Below are 16,518 nucleotides of genomic sequence, written 5' to 3'. Positions count from 1 at the left end.
GTGAACACCCAGACGGGCGAAGGGATCGCCCGCTGACAGAGAGGGAGAACCGATGACCAGCAACACGCTCGGGACCCGCACCGGGGCCACGCCCACCGTGGTCCTCGTCCACGGGGCCTTCGCTGACTCGTCGAGCTGGAACGGCGTGATCGCCCGACTCCGGAACGACGGCCATCCGGTGATCGGGGTGGCCAACCCGCTCCGCTCGCTGCAGGGCGACGCCGACCACCTGCGCGACGTCCTCGACAGCGTGGACGGGCCGATCGTCCTCGCCGGCCACTCCTACGGCGGCAGCGTCATGAGCGAGGCCGCCGACGGGCACCCGCGGGTGAAGGCGCTGGTGTTCGTCGCCAGCTTCCTGCTGGACGAGGGGGAGAGCACCGGTGAGCTGGCCGGGAAGTTCCCGGGCAACGAGCTCGGGACGGCGCTGCGCCCGGTGCCCGTCCGCGGCCAGCAGGGGCAGACCGTCGAGGACCTCTACATCGAGCAGGAGAAGTTCCAGCCGATCTTCGCCGCGGACGTGCCGGCGGACGTGGCCGACCTGATGGCCGTCACCCAGCGGCCCATCCTCGCCGGAGCCCTGGCGGACAAGGCGACGAAGGCGGCCTGGAAGACCATTCCGTCCTGGACTCTCGTGACGCGCCAGGACCTCGCCGTCCCGGCCGAGGCGCAGCGGTTCATGGCCGAGCGCGCCTCGTCGCACGCCGTCGAGGTGGACGCCTCGCACGCCGTGACCGTCTCCCGGCCCGACACCGTCGCCCGGCTGATCGATGAGGCCGCCCGCGCGACGACCGAGTGATCCGAGGAGCTCGGCGGGCCGCTCCGCCCTCCGCACAGCGCAGGGGGCGGAGCGGCCCGGAACCGATCCGGTCTTCGAGGACGCGCGGGCGGCCGTCGAGCAGGCCCGGAGCGACCGCAACGACGACGAAGGAGCAGAGATGGGGAGTGTGGATCGCGGGCGCCTGGACGGGCGTCGAGCGCTGGTCACTGGCGGGTCGAAGGGATCGGGCAAGGCCGTGGCCGAACGGCTTCGCGAGCTCGGCGCCGATGTGTACGTGACGGCCCGGACGATGCCCGACGGGTACGAGTTCCCGGACCGCTTCATCGCGGCCGACACCTCGACCGCGCAGGGCACGGTGCGCGTCGCGTCGTGCATCGAGGAGGCCGGCGGTCTCGACGTCCTCGTGCACGTCGTCGGAGGTGCGTCCACGCCGTCCGGTGGGTTCGTGGCGATCACGGACGAGCAGTGGATGACCGAGCTGAACCTCAACTTCCTCGGCGCCGTGCGGCTCGATCGAGCGCTGCTGCCCTGGATGATCCGGTCCGGGCACGGTGTCGTGCTCCACTTCACGTCCATCCAGCGGCAGATGCCGCAGTACGACGCGTCTCTCGCGTACGCGGCTGCGAAGGCCGCGTTGCGCACGTACAGCAAGGGCCTGGCGAACGAGCTCGCGCCGCACGGTGTGCGGGTCAACGCGATCAGTCCTGGCGGGATCGAGACCGAGGCGTACGAGAGGTTCGTGGACCGGATCGCGGAGGGGAACGGCCTGAGCCGGGAGGGGGCGAAGGAGAAGATCCTCGACTCCCTCGGCGGCGTGCCTCTCGGCCGCTTCGCGAGGACGGAGGAGATCGCCGATCTGGTGGGCTTCCTGGTGTCCGACCAGGCGTCGGCGATCGTCGGTGCGGAGTACGTGATCGACGGCGGGACCGTCCCGACCACCTAGACCGATGAGCATCGGCGCCGGCGCGAGCGACCGCGTGTCTCGGCGCGAGAGGAGCAGCTGTGGGCGCCATGGACGAACTGATCAGCCCAGCCGTCGTCGCCCGGCTACGGGCTGCGGTGGAGGCGGTCGCGCCCACCCGCCATCTCCCCGCGCTGGTCCAGGCGGAGGGTGCCGTACGGGGCGTTCGCCTCCGGGAGCGGGTGGACATCGTTCGCGACGCTCTCCTCAGCGACGTCCCGGCGGGGTTCCCGGCCGCCGAGCGAGTGGTGCTCGATGTCCTGGACGAGCCGCGGTTCGGCGGGTGGATGATCTGGCCCACCACGGAGTTCATCGCGGCGAGAGCACTGGAGACCGCGTCGACGCGGGACTTCGACGCCGCCATGACGTTGTTGGCCCGGCTCACCGTCGGTCTGACGGGCGAGTTCGCCGTCCGCGAGCTCCTCAACACCCGACCCGAGCGCGGCCTCCGCATCATGGAGGCCTGGACGGAACACGACAGCGAGCACGTGCGACGACTCGCCACCGAGGGCTCTCGCGCCTACCTGCCCTGGGCGAAACGGGTTCCCTGGCTGCTCGCCCATCCTCGTGCGACACGAGGCATCCTGGACGCCACCTATCGCGACCCGGCCGAGTACGTGCGGCGCTCGGTCGCGAACCACCTCAACGACCTCGGCCGCGTCGATCCCTCCGTCGTCACGGAAGCCGCCGCCGCGTGGGCCGGCGAGCCGGACGCCAACACTCCCTGGGTGCTCCGGCACGGCCTGAGGACGCTGATCAAGCGGGCGGATCCCACCGCGCTGGCACTCGTGGGGTTCACCGGCGACAGCTTGCACGTGGCCCAGCCGCGCATCCCCGCTGCTGTCGTTCCCTGGGGAGGGGATCTCACGTTCACGGCCCTCGTCACCAACCACGGGGAGACGGACGCGACCGTGGCGATCGACTACTCGATCGGATTCCAACGCGCCAACGGGTCCGTGAGCGCCAAGACCTTCAAGCTCGGGTCACGGCGCATCGCCGCCGGCGGCAGCACCGTCGTCACGAAGACCCACTCCTTCCGCCCCCTCACCACCCGGACCCACTACCCGGGACCGCACCACGTCACCGTGCAGGCGAACGGGGTCCTCTCCCCACCCGAGGGGTTCGTCCTGGGCAGGGAGGGGCGATCATGAACGACGTGGCCGAGCGGGTGCTGAGCGTCGTGTCCTCGATCCCCAGCGGGCGCGTGATGACCTATGGCGAAGTCGCGGAGGCGGCTGGTACGGGCGCGCGCCGTCGGTCAGGTCCTGCGCAACGGCGGTCATGACGTGCCGTGGTGGCGGGTGGTGGATGCGATGGGGCGGCCGGTCAGAGGCGCGGCCCACGAGGCACTCGTGCACTTCCTCGAGGAGTCCACCCCGTTGCTGCACCGCGGCGACGACGTGCGAGTGGACCTCGCGCGAGCGTCGTGGAGCAGCCACGATGCCGTGCGCGACACGTGACCTGGACCCGGCGGGGTCCGGGCGTCGTCGTCAGCCGTGCCGCGCGACGTCGGGCTCGGTGGCCGACGTGGGCAGGGCGGCGGAGGCCAGGAGCGACAGCTTGTCCGCGGCCTCGGAACCGGCGTCCGGGTGGTACACGACCAGCATCAGGTGGTCGGTGCCGCTGATGGCGAGGCGCTCCCGGTTGAGCGTCATCTCCCCGACCTGGGGGTGGTCGAGCCGGATCGGCGTCCCCCACTGCCGGCGTACCTCGTGCCGGGCCCACAGCTGCCGGAACCGCGGGCTCGCCAGCGTCAGCTCGCCGGTGAGCTCGATGAACCGGGGGTCGTCGCCGTCGGTGCCGACGGCCTGACGGAGGTTCGCGACGAAGCACTCCGTGACCTGCTCCCACTCCGGGTACAGCGCCCGCTGGGCGGGGTCCAGGAACAGGTCGCGCAGCTGGTTGCCACCGACGGCGAGGCCGGGGGAGAGGGCGGTCGCCATGCGGTTCGCGGCCAGGATGTCGAAGTAGCGGTCCTCGATGAAGGCCGGCTGCACGAGGGAGTCCAGGAGCTTGAGCACTCCCGCCGGCGGGGTCTCCTTGCGCGGCCTGCGCCTCCGCTGCCGGGGGACCTCGGCGACCAGCGTCAGCAGGTGGGCGAAGTGGTCGTCGTCGAGCTGCAGCACCCGGGCGATCGACTCCAGCACCTGCAGGGACGGGTGCCGGTCACGGCCCCGTTCCAGCCGGAGGTAGTAGTCGGCGCTGATGCCGGCGAGCAGGGCGACCTCCTCCCGCCGCAGCCCCGGCGTCCGCCGGACCCCGCCGTCAGGGATGCCCGCCTGCTGGGGCGTCACCAGTTCGCGCCTGGCCCGCAAGAAGGACCCGAGCGGATTCGCCGACTCGTCCACGCCCGCGACCCTAGGCCGCTGGCAGCGATCAGCGGGGGCTCTGTCAGACCCCAGGCTGCAGAGGGCTCTGGGTGACTCCCGTCCCGGTCCATAGCGTCCGCAACGGCCCCTTCGGGGGGGAGTACTTCGAGAGGACGCCATGACCGTCACCCTGATCACCGGCGCCAACAAGGGCATCGGGTTCGAGACCGCCAGACAGCTCGTGGAGCTGGGGCACACCGTCTACATCGGCGCCCGGGACGTCGAGCGCGGCGGGAAGGCCGCCGCTGAGATCGGTGCGCGATCCGTGCAGCTCGACGTCACCGACGACGCCTCGGTGGCCGGCGCACTGGCGGCGATCGACGGGGCCGAGGGCCGCCTCGACGTCCTGGTCCACAACGCGGGCGTGCTGGAGACCGAGCTCGACGGCCCCGCGGCGCTGCGGTCCTTCGACACGAATGCGGTGGGGATCGTGCGCGTCACGGAGGCGGCCCTGCCCCTGCTCCGCAGGTCGTCGAACCCGAACGTCGTCGTCATCTCCAGCAGCGCGGGGTCCTTCTGGGCGGTGACCAACCCCGAGCGCCCGGAGTTCGGTCTGCCGCTCGCGCTGTACTCGGCGTCCAAGGCAGCAGCCACCATGCTGGCGGTCCAGTACGCCAAGGCGCACCCGGGCATCACGTTCAACGCCCTCGAGCCGGGCACCACCGCGACCAACATGACCGCGGCCTTCGGGATCGGGCGACCGGTCGAGGAGAGCGCCCGGGTCGTCGTGCGGCTGGCCACCCTCGGCCCCGACGGCCCGACGGGAACTCTCCAGGACGAGGCAGGGGAACTGCCCTGGTGAGCACCTGCGAGGGCCTCCCAGCGATGCCCGAGGTCGACGAGCGCCTCGCGAGGTGGCAAGGCCGGGGCCGCCCACGACGCGAGCAGCTCCGACCATGACGACCATCGGCATCCTCGGCGCCGGGCAGGCAGGGAGCACCCTCGCCCGCGCGTCGATCGCGGCCGGCTACGACGTCGTGATCGCGAACTCGCGAGGACCCGAGTCGCTCACCGACCTGATCAGCGAGCTGGGCCCACGAGCACGGGCTGCGCACGCAGCGGAGGCCGCGGCGGCGGCCGACCTCGCGGTCACCGCGTTCCCGTACGCGCCCGGCGCCCGGCTACCGGTCGAGGAGCTCCGGGGGAAGGTCGTGATCGACAACAACAACTACATGGTCTGGCGTGACGGGCACATCCCGGAGGTCGATCTCGGCCGCAGGACGATCCACGAGCTGCGCCAGGAGCAACTGCCCGCGTCGAAGGTCGTGAAGGCCTTCACGCACGTCCAGTTCCACGAGCGCCATCCGATCCGTGTCCCGAGCGACAGGCTGCCTGGCCTCCTCCGGCTGGCCAGGCCGGCCGGTGCGCCCGACCGGAAGGCGTTGGTCGTCTCCAGCGACTTCCCGGACGCCGTCGAGCTCGTCACCCGCTTGTACGACGACCTCGGGTTCGATGCGGTCGACAACAGCCCACTGAGCGAGTCATGGCGCAGCGCCCCGGGAACGCCGATGTGGCGCCATCACGTCGACGGGCAGAGCCGCGAGGAGCTCGTCCGGGACCTACGGCACGCCGAGCGGGTCATCGGCTGATCGCGCCCCGACCACGGCGCTGAGCTGGGGTGCCACGACGCAGCCGAGGGCTCGAGCACAGCGACGGGCCGACGTGCGTGGTAGACGAGGGCCGGCGGGAGGTTCCGCCACACGGTGCGGCCGACGACGACCTCGTCGAAGCGGGCCTCCAGTTCCCGGCGGAACCGTCGGGCGGCCGGCGTCCACCGGCTGTGGACGTAGGCGAACGTCGTGAACACGCCATCGGACGACAGACCGGTGAGCACCGCGTCGAGCAGCAGCTCCTGCTGCTGCGGTCCGAAGGCGGCCCACGGCAGGCCACTGACGATGACGTCGGCGTGCGCGATGCCGCGTTCGGAGAGCACCGTGCCGAGGTCGGCAGCATCCGCCTGGACCACCTCGACTGCTGGGTGCCGGGCGAACAGGGACGAGGCCAGCCGTGCGTTGACCTCGAGCGCCAGCTGTCGGCCCCGTCCAGCCAGCCGCTCCTCGATGGACCTCGTCATCACCCCGGTGCCAGGACCGAGCTCGACGACGACGACGTCCGCGCCCGTCGGGACCGGCGCGACCGCAGTGCGCGTCAGCGCTCTCCCGCTGGCCGCGACAGCACCGGTCGTCATGGGCGCCCGGAGGAACTCGCGCGGGATCGACAGGTCGAGGCACCTCGTCGACGAGGGGTGCTCAGACACCGAACGTCACGCCCGTGAGGTCCTCCGAGACGGCCCACAGCCGCTGCTGGACCGCGAGGTCGTAGGACTCCGGGCTGGACGTGACGAGCCGCGGGTGTCCGCGCACCTCGCCGCGGCCGCCGGGACCGTAGTACTGCCCGCCCAGGACGGCCGGGTCGGTCGCGGCCCGCAGCGTCGGCAGGGCGCCCATCGCGGCCGGCTGGGTGAGGAGCGGAGCCAGCCGGTCCATCGGCGCCCGGACCAGGGTCGGGGAGTTGCGCACGAGTTCGGTGTTCGACACTCCCGGGTGTGCGGCCGCCGCGACGGTGGTCGCGCCGCGGGCCGTGAGCCGACGCTGCAGCTCGTAGGTGAACATGAGGTTGGCGAGCTTGGACTGCCCGTACGCGCCGGCTCGGGAGTACGAGCGCTCCCACTGCAGGTCGTCGAAGTGGATCGCCGCGCGGATGCGGTGGCCCACGCTGCTGACGGTCACCACGCGCGAACCGGGCACGGGCAGCAGTCGGTCGAGCAGCAGCTGCGTGAGTGCGAAGTGGCCCAGGTGGTTGGTGCCGAACTGCCGCTCGAAACCGTCCTGGGTCGTCTGCTTCGGCGTGTACATCACCCCGGCGTTGTTGATGAGAAGGTCGATCTGCGGGTGCGCCTCGCGCAGCGCGGCCGCGGCCGCGTGGACCGAGTCCAGCGACGTCAGGTCGAGCTCTTGCACGGTGACGTCGCCGGTCATGTGGGCTGCCGCCTGCTGGCCCTTGGCGACGTCCCGTACGGCGAGCACCACGGCGGCGCCGCGCTCGGCGAGGGCCTTGGCGGTCTCGAAGCCCAGGCCGGTGTTGGCGCCGGTCACGACGGCCACCCGGCCGTGCTGGTCGGGGATGTCTCGTGCTGTCCAGTGTGTGCTCATGACGTCCTCCTGAAGAGACCAGCGGTCTGTTGCCTTCAGGACGTTAAGAGACCACCGGTCTCCTGTCAACAGACCGGTGGTCTGCAAGGTGCTAGGGTTGCGTGGTGAGCTTCCATCGGGCCCGCAGCGAGGAGCAGCGCGAGATCCGGCGCCGGGCGATCCTCGACACGGCGGCCGCCATGCTCGACGAGATGCCGCTGGCCGACATCACCCTCAACGAGCTCAGCCGCCGCGTGGGCCTGGCGAAGTCCAACGTGCTGCGGTACTTCGACTCTCGTGAGGGCGTGCTCCTCGAGCTGATGGACGCCGCGCTGGAGGACTGGCTCGCCGAGCTCACCGACGACCTGGCGACCAGGGTCGACACGGGTCTGCCGCTGGTGCCGCGGGCCGAGCAGCTGTCCGCGGTGCTCGCCCGCTCCCTGGCGGGGAACCGGGTGCTGTGCGACCTGGTGGGGGCGCAGGGCGGCGTCCTGGAGCGCAACGTCACCGTCGAGGTCGTCACGCGCCACAAGCGCGGGGCCCTGGCCCGGCTCACCGCCACGGCCGACCTCCTGCGCCGGTACGTGCCGGAGCTCGGCGCCGCGGCCGAGACGTTCTGCTTCCAGGCGCTGGTCCTGGCCGGCGCCCTGGCGCCCTACAGCTCACCGCCACCCGGCGTCCGCGCCGCCTACGAGGCCGAACCGGCGCTCGCCGTCCTGCACCTGGAACTGGAGGACTCCCTCACGCTGGCGATCGGGACCATGCTGTTGGGGGCCGTGCCGCGCCCCTGACGCTGCGGCGCCGGCGGCGCGTTCCGACCGGGTCGCTCGTACCGAGCGAGCAGATCAGGTGGCAGGGGTGTCTCGGCTAGGTTGACCGCTCGATCGGTCACCGGAGACGAGGCCCCACGTGCAGGTCAACGACTACGACGGTTTCGGTGCGGCGTACTCGGCGGAGAACGAGGTCAACCTCATCAACGCCCACTACGAGCGACCGGCGATGCTGGACCTCGCCGGCGACGTACGCGGTCGCCGCATCCTCGATGCCGGGTGCGGCTCCGGGCCGCTCGCTGCGGAGCTGCGTGCCCGGGGTGCTGTCGTGACCGGCTTCGACTCGAGCGCGGTCATGGTCGCGCTGGCGAAGGAGCGGCTCGGCGCGGACGCCGACGTGCTCGTCGCCGACCTGGCAGCACCACTTCCCTTCGCCGACGGCGGCTTCGACGACGTGACCGCGTCGCTCGTCCTGCACTACCTGCGTGACTGGTCCGCACCGCTGTCCGAGCTGCATCGAGTCCTGCGGCCAGGTGGCCGACTCGTGCTGTCGGTCAACCATCCGCTGCTCTACAAGATGCTGAACCCCCAGGCCGACTACTTCGCCGTCACCGAGTGGACGGACGAGTACACCTTCAGTGGCCAGCCGGCTGTGCTGACGTACTGGCACCGGCCGCTGCACGCCATGACGGATGCCTTCTCGGACGCGGGCTTCCAGGTCGCCGTCGTCAGCGAACCGCCGTGGTCGCCGGACACCCCAGCGGAGCTGCTGCCGCCAGGGTTCGAAGGCCGCACGTCGTTCGTGAGCTTCATCTTCTTCGTGCTGATCGCGAGCTGAGCCGGCGACGGGTCAGGGCGAGGTGGCTGGCACGACAGCCGGTGGTGGCTGCCGCCGGAATCGCCGGGGACGACGCGGGCCCGGCGCCGGTCAGATGACGAGGCGGCGCTCGGCGCCGGTGCGCCACTCCAACAGCACGATGCTGGCGTCGTCCTGCAGGTGGTCGGCCTGGTGGTCGAGCACGCGGCGGACCAGCCGCCGGAGGGTCTCCGGCGCGGAGTCGCCCTCGGCGGCGCCACGGTGGACGAAGTCGGCCAGCCGTTCCTCACCGAAGAACTCACCCTCGGGTGAACGGGCCTCCACGATGCCGTCGGTGTACAGGACGACGCGGTCGCCGACGTGCAGCTGGACCTCGCACACGTCCGGCTTCCGCACCTGCAGTCCCAGCGGCGGGTGCGGCTTGCAGGGACCGGGGTGCAGCAGGACGCCGTCGCGCACGATGAGCGGGTCGGGGTGCCCGGCGTTGACCCAGCGCAGCTGACCGGTGTCCAGGTGCAGGCGGGCGATCGCGGCGGTGGCGAAGCGGCTGTCGGTGAACTGGCCGGCGATCACCTCGTTCATCGCGGCGGCGACGTCCGGGAGGTCACGCATGTCCCGGCGGGCATGGCGGTAGGCGCCGACGGCGGCCGAGGCCAGCAGGGCCGCGGGCAACCCGTGACCGACGGCGTCGAGCACCAGCAGGTCGACGGTGGGCCCGTTGACCGCGTAGTCGAAGGTGTCCCCGCCGATGTCGTAGGCGGGCTCCAGGGCGCCGGCGACCACCACCCGATCGGAGGCGAAGGTGAGCGGTGGCAGGAGGTCCCACTGGATCTCGGCGGCCAGGCTCATGGTCTTGCGCCGGCGCAGCTGGGCGAAGATGTCGGTGTAGGCGTCGTTGACCACGATCAGCTCGGCGATCAGCCCGACGTAGGCCAGCAGCTGTTCCTGCAGCTCCGGGGTCACCTGGTCGACGACGAACTCCACGACGCCCAGCCGCTCGACCCCGTCGAGCAACGGCACCCAGAGGCGGTGCGCCCGGGTGTGCGCCGGCGACGTCAGGACCTCCACGCGGCGGAACGCCCGCCCACCCAGCGAGCCGTCCACGCGGAGTTCCTGACGCACCGGGACACCCTCGCCGCGCAGCGGCTGCAGCAGCAGCTGCTCGTAGTCCGCGAGGTAGACCACTGTCTCCCGGGAACCCAGCCCTCGTCCGTGCGATGCGACGGCGGCGGACAGCTGGTCCGGTGCCAGCAGGTGGATCTCGCGCAGCAGGGACCGGAGCGGGTCCGCGGCCACCGGTCCGTCAGAGGAGGTCACCGGGGAGCACTGCCCAGCAGGAGACGTGCCGACCCCTGCCACACCGAACGAGCACTCAGGCGCGGAGTGTTCGAGGAGCGTGTCCGCCCGTCGGGCCTCCCAGCGGCCGGATGACCGGATGTGCGGTGTCGTTGTCCGTCGTCGGAGATCTGCGGTGGGAGGCTCCCGAGCGGTCACCCGGATGGTGACCGGTCACGACGGGAGCTCGATGGCAATGACGTCCTTGTTCCGAACGGGAGACCTGGCCCAGTTGGACCCCCTCATCGGCGCCGACCTGCGGATCTCCGTCGGCGGCGAGCAGCGTCGGTACATCGACCTCGACGCCGCGGCCACCACGTCGGCCTCGGCGGGCGTCGTCCGTGCCGTGCAGGAGTTCCTGCCGTGGTACTCCAGCGTCCACCGGGGAGCCGGCGCCAAATCGCAGTACACCAGCGCCCGGTACGAGCAGGCCCGCGAGACGATCGTCCGGTTCGTGGGCGCCGACCCGGCGACGCACGTGGGTCTGTTCCCGAGGAACACCACCGAGGGGCTCAATCAGATCGCCTTCCGGCTGGGTCTGACCCGGGACGACATCGTCGTCACCACTGCGGTCGAGCACCATGCCAACCTGCTGCCCTGGCAGCGGCATGCGCAGGTACGGGTCGTCGACGTCGACCGGTCTGGGACCTACGACGTCGCCGCCGTGGTCGCCGCCCTCGACGAGCGGCCCACGCCGCGCGTGCTGGCGGTGTCCGGGGCGTCCAATGTCACCGGCTGGATGCCCGATCTCGCCGCGATCGCCGCGGCGGCCCGGGACCGCGGTGTCCTGGTGGTGGTCGACGGGGCGCAGCTGGTGCCGCACCGCCCGGTGGACATGGCCGCGCTGGGCATCGACGTGCTCGCGTGGTCCGGTCACAAGATGTTCGCGCCCTTCGGCGCGAGCGGCCTGGTCGTCGACCGTCGGCTGCTCGCCGACGGCGAGCCCTTCCTCGTCGGGGGCGGGGCGGTGAAGGCGGTCTCGCACGAGGAGGTCATCTGGGCCGACACCCCCGACCGGGACGACGCGGGCACGCCCAACGTCGTCGGCGTCGTGGCCCTCGCCGCCGCCGCGGAGGAACTGCTCGCCGGGGGAGCCCGGAACCGCCTCCACGAGGACCTGCTCGTCCGAGCGCTGGACGACGAACTCGCCACCGTTCCTGGACTGCGTCGCCTGGGCCCCACGTCCGGCGACCGTCTCCCCGTGGCCGCCTTCGTCATCCACGGGATGCCCCACGGGGAGGTCGCGGACCGGTTGTCCCGCGAGCACGGCATCGGGGTCCGCAGCGGGTGCTTCTGCGCCCACCCCTACCTCAGCCGGCTGTTCGGGCTCACCCCGAGCGAGGTGCAGCAGTTCCACGACGACGCGCGGGTCAACCGGGCCGACCGGCTGCCGGGCGCGGTGCGCGTGAGCTGCAGCTCGGCCACTCCACTGGCCGACGTCGCCACGCTGGGCGAAGCCCTGCGCGCCATCACCGCCTCCAGGGGCGACGTCCTGGGCCGCCCCGCTGCGACGGCTGGTCGGGGACGCTGAGGAGGGCGTCGCCATCCCCGATCTGACCGCTGCGCTGGCGACCAGGAGTGATCCGGACCCGGTCAGAACCCGATCGCGTTGTGTGGCGCCGGGTCGGTGCGGAACAGCCGGACAGCAGGCGCGTGCCGTCGGGGCTGTGTGGCCGGATCTGGCCGGCGGAGGTCGACAGGGCTGCGGAGTTGCCGCCGAGGTAGAGCGCACCCAGGGCCGCGACGTCGATCGTGAGGTCGGGGAGCCACAGGTCGTGCGGAGCCGGGCTCGACGCTTGACCTTGACACTGTGTGAGTGGGTCCAGTGGCGACATGTTGAGCATCGGGGAGCTGGCGCATCGCACAGGAGCCTCTCGGCGCATGCTGCGTCACTGGGAGGAGATCGGCCTCCTGGTGCCGGCCGAGGTGGATGAGCGGACCGGGTACCGGAAGTACAGCGTGACCCAGACGGGTCCGCGCCATCACGGCCCTCCGTGCTGTCGGCTTCGGGCTGGAGGCCATCGCGGATCTCCTCAGCTCGGAACTGTCCGAGGCTCGCCTCCAGGCGCTGCTCCGTGCGCGGGAGGTCGACCTGATGGCGGAGGTCTCCGAGGCGACGACGCGTCTGCAGGAGGTGCGGAGACGCCTCGACTCCCTGGACGCAGGACGGCGAACGGTGATGAACTCCCTCGAACTGGGTCCGCTCCCAGGTCTGCGGCTGGCGGCGCTGCAGACCTCCGTGGGCGACGAATCCCAGATCGGTGTGGCCGTGGACGAGCTGACCCGTGCACTGCGCGCTCAGCTGGCCGAGCTCGGGCGTGAGGACCATGAGGTCGTGCTCGCCTACGACGGGATGGCGGACGAGGAGGCGATCTCGGTGACAGCCGGGGTGCACGCCACCGACCTGGCGGTGCATCCCGGGCTCGCACTCATCGTCGTCCCGCCGTCCGCGCGCGCAGTGACGGTCCGGTACGAGGTCGCACCGCTCAGCATCGGAGACGCCTGGATCACGCTCGACGCGCGCCTCGAGCAGCACCGGTTGCGCACGGAAGGGGTGTACCGGCAGACGCTGACCGCGGCAGGTGGGGTCGTCCTCCAGGCTCCTGTCGCCGTCCTCTCGGACGGGGAGCACTGACGGGTCGACCTACCAACCGGGTGCCCTGCCACGCCAGGCCGACCGCTTGTGTGTTGCTGGGGGCCCGGCTAGCTTCGACGCGGGCCGTGACTGGCGCATCGCAGGTGGGATCGACCACCGGGGAGCGGCCCCGTCGACTCGACGCCTGCCGCGCGCCTGGGCTCCCGTCGATCGAGGAGAGCCCGTGACCAGCACCGTCACCCGCGAGACCGCCGCCTTCGCCAGCGCCCTGGACGTCATCGCCCAGGTCGAGCCGCGGGTCGCGGCAGCCATCGGCCAGGAGCTCGCCGACCAGCGATCGAGCCTCAAGCTCATCGCCAGCGAGAACTACGCCTCGCCCGCCGTCCTGCTGGCGATGGGCAACTGGTTCAGCGACAAGTACGCCGAGGGCACCCCGGGACGGCGTTTCTACGCTGCCTGCCAGAACGTCGACACCGTCGAGCGGCTGGCCGCCGAGCACGCCCGCGAGCTGTTCGGCGCCGACCACGCCTACGTCCAGCCGCACTCGGGCATCGACGCCAACCTGGTCGCCTTCTGGTCGATCCTGGCCCACCGGGTGGAGTCCCCGGCCCTGGCCGAGGCCGGGGTCAAGAACGTCGACGCGCTGACCGACGCCGACTGGTCGCGGCTGCGCCGGGCCCTGGGCGACCAGCGGATGCTCGGCATGTCGCTGGACGCCGGCGGCCATCTCACCCACGGCTTCCGGCCGAACATCTCCGGGAAGATGTTCGAGCAGTCCAGCTACGGAACCGACCCGGCGACCGGGCTGATCGACTACGCCGCCCTGCGTGCGCGGGCCCGGGAGTTCCGGCCGCTGATCCTGCTGGCCGGCTACTCGGCGTACCCGCGCCGGGTCGACTTCGCCGCGATGCGGGAGATCGCCGACGAGGTGGGTGCCACGCTGATGGTTGACATGGCGCACTTCGCCGGGCTGGTCGCCGGCAAGGTGCTCACCGGCGACTTCGACCCGGTGCCGCACGCCGACGTCGTCACCACCACCACGCACAAGTCACTGCGTGGCCCGCGCGGCGGCATGGTGCTGTGCACCGAGGAGTACGCCCCGTCGGTCGACCGCGGCTGCCCGATGGTGCTGGGCGGCCCGCTGCCACAGGTGATGGCCGCCAAGGCCGTGGCGCTGGCCGAGGCCCGGCGGCCGGAGTTCGCCACGTACGCCGAGCAGGTGGTGGCCAATGCCGGGGCCCTGGCCGACCGGTTGCTGCGCCGCGGCGCCCGGCTGGTCACCGGCGGCACCGACAACCACCTCGCGCTCGTGGACGTCGGTGGGTTCGGGCTGACCGGGCGGCAGGCCGAGGCCGCGCTGCTGGACGCCGGCCTGGTGACCAACCGCAACTCCGTGCCGGCCGACCCGAACGGCCCCTGGTACACCAGCGGCATCCGGCTGGGCACCCCGGCGCTGACCACTCGTGGCCTGGGCGAGGCCGACCTGGCCGAGGTCGGGGACCTGATCGTCGACGTCCTGACCAGCACGCAGTCCGACGGCGACTCCAAGGTCCGGTACCGGCTGGAGCCGGCGGTCGCCGAGCGGGTGCGGGCCCGGGCGGCGGAGCTGGTCGACGCCCACCCGCTGTACCCCGAGGTGCAGCTGGACCTGGCCGCCCAGGGCTGAACCGCGGCGGACTGGCCGAGTCCAGTCCTCTCGTCCCAACGGCTGACGCCGTCGGGTGCCTCATCGACTGTGGAAGGACGGACCCCCGTGGTCTCCAGCTCTGCCCTGCTCGGCATCGCTCTGGTCGAGCTGGGCCTGGTCCTCACCCCCGGGCCGAACATGATCTACCTGGTGTCGCGGTCGATCACCCAGGGGCGACGGGCTGGGTTCATCTCGCTGCTGGGGGTGGCGGCCGGCTTCTTCGTCTACCTCGCGGCGGCCGCAGCCGGTCTTGCCGCCGTCTTCGTCGCCGTTCCGGCTGCCTACACGGCGCTGAAGCTGGCAGGGGCGGCCTATCTGCTCTACCTGGCCTGGCAGGCCGTCCGGCCCGGCGGCACGAACGCCTTCGCGCCGCGTGAGCTCCCGGTCGACCGGCCCCGCCGGTTGTTCGCGATGGGGCTGTTCACGAACCTGCTCAATCCCAAGATCGCGGTGCTGTACGTGTCGCTGCTGCCACAGTTCATCGACCCCGACGGGGCACCCGTGGCACTGCAGAGCCTCGTTCTGGGCCTCACGCAGATCGCGATCGCGCTCACCGTCAACGGACTGATCGTCGTCTTCGCCGGTGGGCTCGCCCGGTTCCTGTCCGCCCGGCCGACCTGGATGCGGGTCCAGCGCTACCTCATGGGCGGGGTGCTCGGGGCACTGGCGGTGAAGCTGGCCACCGACAGGTCCCGTACAGCTGCTGTCTGACGCTCACGTCTCACTGGGCGTCTTCCTGTTGCGGCTCGATGGGGCCGTCGCGTTCGCGTGCCCCTCGATCAGCCCCCTCGTGAGCCACCGTTCCGGGGAAGTCGGGCGGTCACCGCCGCGCGTGTCCCAGCCGTTTCAGAACTCTCCGTTGACGGTCGCCAAGAGCAGAGGCGTCTCCTGCCCCGGCCAGGTCCCGGTGAGCATCGATCCGGCTGTACCAGTGGTCGGCCTCCGTAAGAGGGTGAGCGTGACACCTGCAGAGATGCGCGTCGTGGCTCCGTCGTGGGTGACCACGGGTGCCTGCAGTTCGGGGACCTGAGCCGTCGACAAGGACCCGCTGCCGCGGACGTGGGTGGTGACCACTTCCTGGATCAACCCGGCGTCGGTTGCCTCGTAGAGGTCCGCCTCACGGCCGCCAGTCAGGATCGTCGTCGTCAATGTGCTGACGTAGACGGGGTCGTGGCAGGCGTCATAGATCCAACGATCGCCGAGCGTCGTGTGCGTCATCGTCGTGATCAATGAGTCTTCTGCGGACGAGCGTGGTGCGCCGCGGTAGGTCAGGGGCACCTGGAGGACTTGCCCGTCGGCAGTGGCCAGCAGGTGCGTCTCCATGCCGACCTCGCCGGCTGGGTCATCGAAGCGGTAGGAGCCGAGCCGGGTGAGTATGGAGGCGTCAGCGCCATCGAGCCATGGCTGGTGCGGTACCCAAGCCTGTAACAGTTCCAGCTTGCTCGGGACGATCGTCGCGGGATGGTGGACGGCCATTTCGCGAGTCTTGCAGGTCGACCGACGCCATTCGATCTGCCGCGACAGGGTGGGTCTCACCCCTCTTCCGGATCAGGCGTCCTGTCGGCCTTCACCGTCGGCCTGTAGTGAGCCCACGTACCGGGCTTGGACAGCAGATGTGTCCCGGTATCCGAGAGCGACGTAGAAGGCGTGCGCTGCGTCGCGAGTGCGGGACGAAGTCAGTTTGATCTGGTCGCAACCCCACGTCGTCGCTCGGCTGGTCACTTGCTCCATGAGCGCACGAGCCACCCCTTTGCGACGGTGGCGATCGCTGACCGCGGGGCCCATCAGATTCGCGGTCCAACTCACCCGCCCGAATTGCGGGACAGCCGCGACTGCTGCCATCCCAGCGAGCTCAGCTTCGACGCAAGCGACGTAGAACTCTGCGGCGAAGGCGGCGTCGCGCCACCGCTGCACTCGGACGGTCAGATCCTCGACCCCGAGAGGTGCCCCCATTGTCTGAACAGCGACCCGAGAGCAGGGGCATCCGCGCGCTCCGCGGCTCGGATCTCCATCAAGGCAGTGTGCGGCGAACTGGCTGACACGCGCCAACCAGGCCTGGCGAGCGCTCCAG

General features: G+C 71.4%; 18 protein-coding genes, 1 pseudogene and 1 riboswitch. Of the genes and pseudogenes, 13 read left to right on the top strand and 6 right to left on the bottom strand.

Translation table 11 applies throughout. From position 1 onward, the window contains the following. The first annotated feature begins 52 nt into the window (after positions 1 to 52). The 4 genes from O2V63_RS10500 (at position 53) to O2V63_RS10485 (ending at position 3,202) form a co-directional block, all read left to right on the top strand. Positions 53 to 799, top strand: a complete 747-nt coding sequence (locus O2V63_RS10500; protein ID WP_269167483.1) for an alpha/beta fold hydrolase — start codon at positions 53 to 55, stop codon at positions 797 to 799. Next, the gene (locus O2V63_RS10495; RefSeq protein WP_331253837.1) at positions 771 to 1,724 is read left to right on the top strand and encodes an SDR family oxidoreductase; all 954 of its coding nucleotides are present in this window, start codon (positions 771 to 773) and stop codon (positions 1,722 to 1,724) included. The genes O2V63_RS10500 and O2V63_RS10495 overlap by 29 nt, the downstream gene beginning before the upstream one ends. A 68-nt stretch (positions 1,725 to 1,792) precedes the next feature. Beyond that, positions 1,793 to 2,893: a DNA alkylation repair protein gene (locus O2V63_RS10490; RefSeq protein WP_269167904.1), complete on the top strand. Its 1,101-nt coding sequence runs from the start codon at positions 1,793 to 1,795 to the stop codon at positions 2,891 to 2,893. Between the two features lie 63 nt (positions 2,894 to 2,956). After that, positions 2,957 to 3,202 carry an MGMT family protein gene (locus tag O2V63_RS10485; protein WP_269167481.1) on the top strand — a complete coding sequence of 82 codons (246 nt, stop codon included), beginning with the start codon at positions 2,957 to 2,959 and terminating at the stop codon, positions 3,200 to 3,202. Between the two features lie 30 nt (positions 3,203 to 3,232). Here the strand turns inward: O2V63_RS10485 and O2V63_RS10480 are convergent, their stop codons facing one another. Continuing rightward, positions 3,233 to 4,090, bottom strand: a complete 858-nt coding sequence (locus O2V63_RS10480; RefSeq protein WP_269167480.1) for a helix-turn-helix domain-containing protein — start codon at positions 4,088 to 4,090, stop codon at positions 3,233 to 3,235. A 139-nt stretch (positions 4,091 to 4,229) separates the two neighbouring features. On the opposite strand from O2V63_RS10480, the gene O2V63_RS10475 reads away from it, so the two are divergent. Continuing rightward, positions 4,230 to 4,913, top strand: coding sequence for an SDR family NAD(P)-dependent oxidoreductase (locus O2V63_RS10475; protein WP_269167479.1), 684 nt, complete (start codon positions 4,230 to 4,232; stop codon positions 4,911 to 4,913). A 94-nt stretch (positions 4,914 to 5,007) separates the two neighbouring features. Then, on the top strand, positions 5,008 to 5,700 hold the full coding sequence (locus tag O2V63_RS10470; protein WP_269167478.1) for an NADPH-dependent F420 reductase: 693 nt from the start codon (positions 5,008 to 5,010) through the stop codon (positions 5,698 to 5,700). Here the strand turns inward: O2V63_RS10470 and O2V63_RS10465 are convergent. Both O2V63_RS10465 and O2V63_RS10460 read right to left on the bottom strand, forming a co-directional pair. Then, on the bottom strand, positions 5,631 to 6,185 hold the full coding sequence (locus O2V63_RS10465; protein WP_269167477.1) for a class I SAM-dependent methyltransferase: 555 nt from the start codon (positions 6,183 to 6,185) through the stop codon (positions 5,631 to 5,633). The two genes, O2V63_RS10470 and O2V63_RS10465, sit on opposite strands and share 70 nt — an antisense overlap. Positions 6,186 to 6,360: 175 nt before the next feature. Continuing rightward, a complete protein-coding gene (locus tag O2V63_RS10460; protein WP_269167476.1) occupies positions 6,361 to 7,263 on the bottom strand; it encodes an SDR family NAD(P)-dependent oxidoreductase in 903 nt (300 codons plus the stop codon). A gap of 104 nt (positions 7,264 to 7,367) precedes the next feature. On the opposite strand from O2V63_RS10460, the gene O2V63_RS10455 reads away from it, so the two are divergent. Next, entirely contained in the window at positions 7,368 to 8,033 is a 666-nt protein-coding gene (locus O2V63_RS10455; RefSeq protein ID WP_269167475.1) for a TetR/AcrR family transcriptional regulator, read from the top strand. Positions 8,034 to 8,151: 118 nt separating this feature from the next. Continuing rightward, positions 8,152 to 8,850: a class I SAM-dependent methyltransferase gene (locus tag O2V63_RS10450; RefSeq protein ID WP_269167474.1), complete on the top strand. Its 699-nt coding sequence runs from the start codon at positions 8,152 to 8,154 to the stop codon at positions 8,848 to 8,850. 90 nt (positions 8,851 to 8,940) lie between these two features. Here the strand turns inward: O2V63_RS10450 and O2V63_RS10445 are convergent, their stop codons facing one another. Further along, positions 8,941 to 10,146, bottom strand: coding sequence for a PP2C family protein-serine/threonine phosphatase (locus O2V63_RS10445; protein ID WP_269167473.1), 1,206 nt, complete (start codon positions 10,144 to 10,146; stop codon positions 8,941 to 8,943). A gap of 214 nt (positions 10,147 to 10,360) precedes the next feature. On the opposite strand from O2V63_RS10445, the gene O2V63_RS10440 reads away from it, so the two are divergent. The 5 genes and pseudogenes from O2V63_RS10440 (at position 10,361) to O2V63_RS10425 (ending at position 15,158) form a co-directional block, all read left to right on the top strand. Beyond that, complete coding sequence (locus tag O2V63_RS10440) at positions 10,361 to 11,695, top strand: aminotransferase class V-fold PLP-dependent enzyme (protein ID WP_269167472.1); 1,335 nt, start codon at positions 10,361 to 10,363, stop codon at positions 11,693 to 11,695. A gap of 302 nt (positions 11,696 to 11,997) precedes the next feature. Further along, positions 11,998 to 12,117: pseudogene (locus O2V63_RS20825) on the top strand (MerR family DNA-binding transcriptional regulator); the annotation flags it as partial. Positions 12,118 to 12,259: 142 nt separating this feature from the next. Further along, entirely contained in the window at positions 12,260 to 12,799 is a 540-nt protein-coding gene (locus O2V63_RS10435) for a hypothetical protein (RefSeq protein ID WP_269167471.1), read from the top strand. A gap of 76 nt (positions 12,800 to 12,875) precedes the next feature. Beyond that, positions 12,876 to 12,968, top strand: a riboswitch (ZMP/ZTP riboswitch). Between the two features lie 15 nt (positions 12,969 to 12,983). Then, positions 12,984 to 14,426, top strand: a complete 1,443-nt coding sequence (locus tag O2V63_RS10430) for a glycine hydroxymethyltransferase (RefSeq protein WP_269167470.1) — start codon at positions 12,984 to 12,986, stop codon at positions 14,424 to 14,426. Positions 14,427 to 14,513: 87 nt separating this feature from the next. Further along, complete coding sequence (locus O2V63_RS10425; protein WP_269167469.1) at positions 14,514 to 15,158, top strand: LysE family translocator; 645 nt, start codon at positions 14,514 to 14,516, stop codon at positions 15,156 to 15,158. Positions 15,159 to 15,293: 135 nt separating this feature from the next. Here the strand turns inward: O2V63_RS10425 and O2V63_RS10420 are convergent, their stop codons facing one another. Continuing rightward, entirely contained in the window at positions 15,294 to 15,983 is a 690-nt protein-coding gene (locus tag O2V63_RS10420; protein ID WP_269167468.1) for a CG0192-related protein, read from the bottom strand. Between the two features lie 12 nt (positions 15,984 to 15,995). Continuing rightward, positions 15,996 to 16,400 carry a GNAT family N-acetyltransferase gene (locus O2V63_RS20820; RefSeq protein ID WP_442929024.1) on the bottom strand — a complete coding sequence of 135 codons (405 nt, stop codon included), beginning with the start codon at positions 16,398 to 16,400 and terminating at the stop codon, positions 15,996 to 15,998. Positions 16,401 to 16,518 lie beyond the last annotated feature (118 nt).

Origin of the sequence: Modestobacter sp. VKM Ac-2977 (assembly GCF_026968045.1) — a bacterium.
Taxonomy (GTDB): Bacteria; Actinomycetota; Actinomycetes; order Mycobacteriales; family Geodermatophilaceae; genus Modestobacter.
This window is presented reverse-complemented; position numbering and strand designations above follow the sequence as displayed.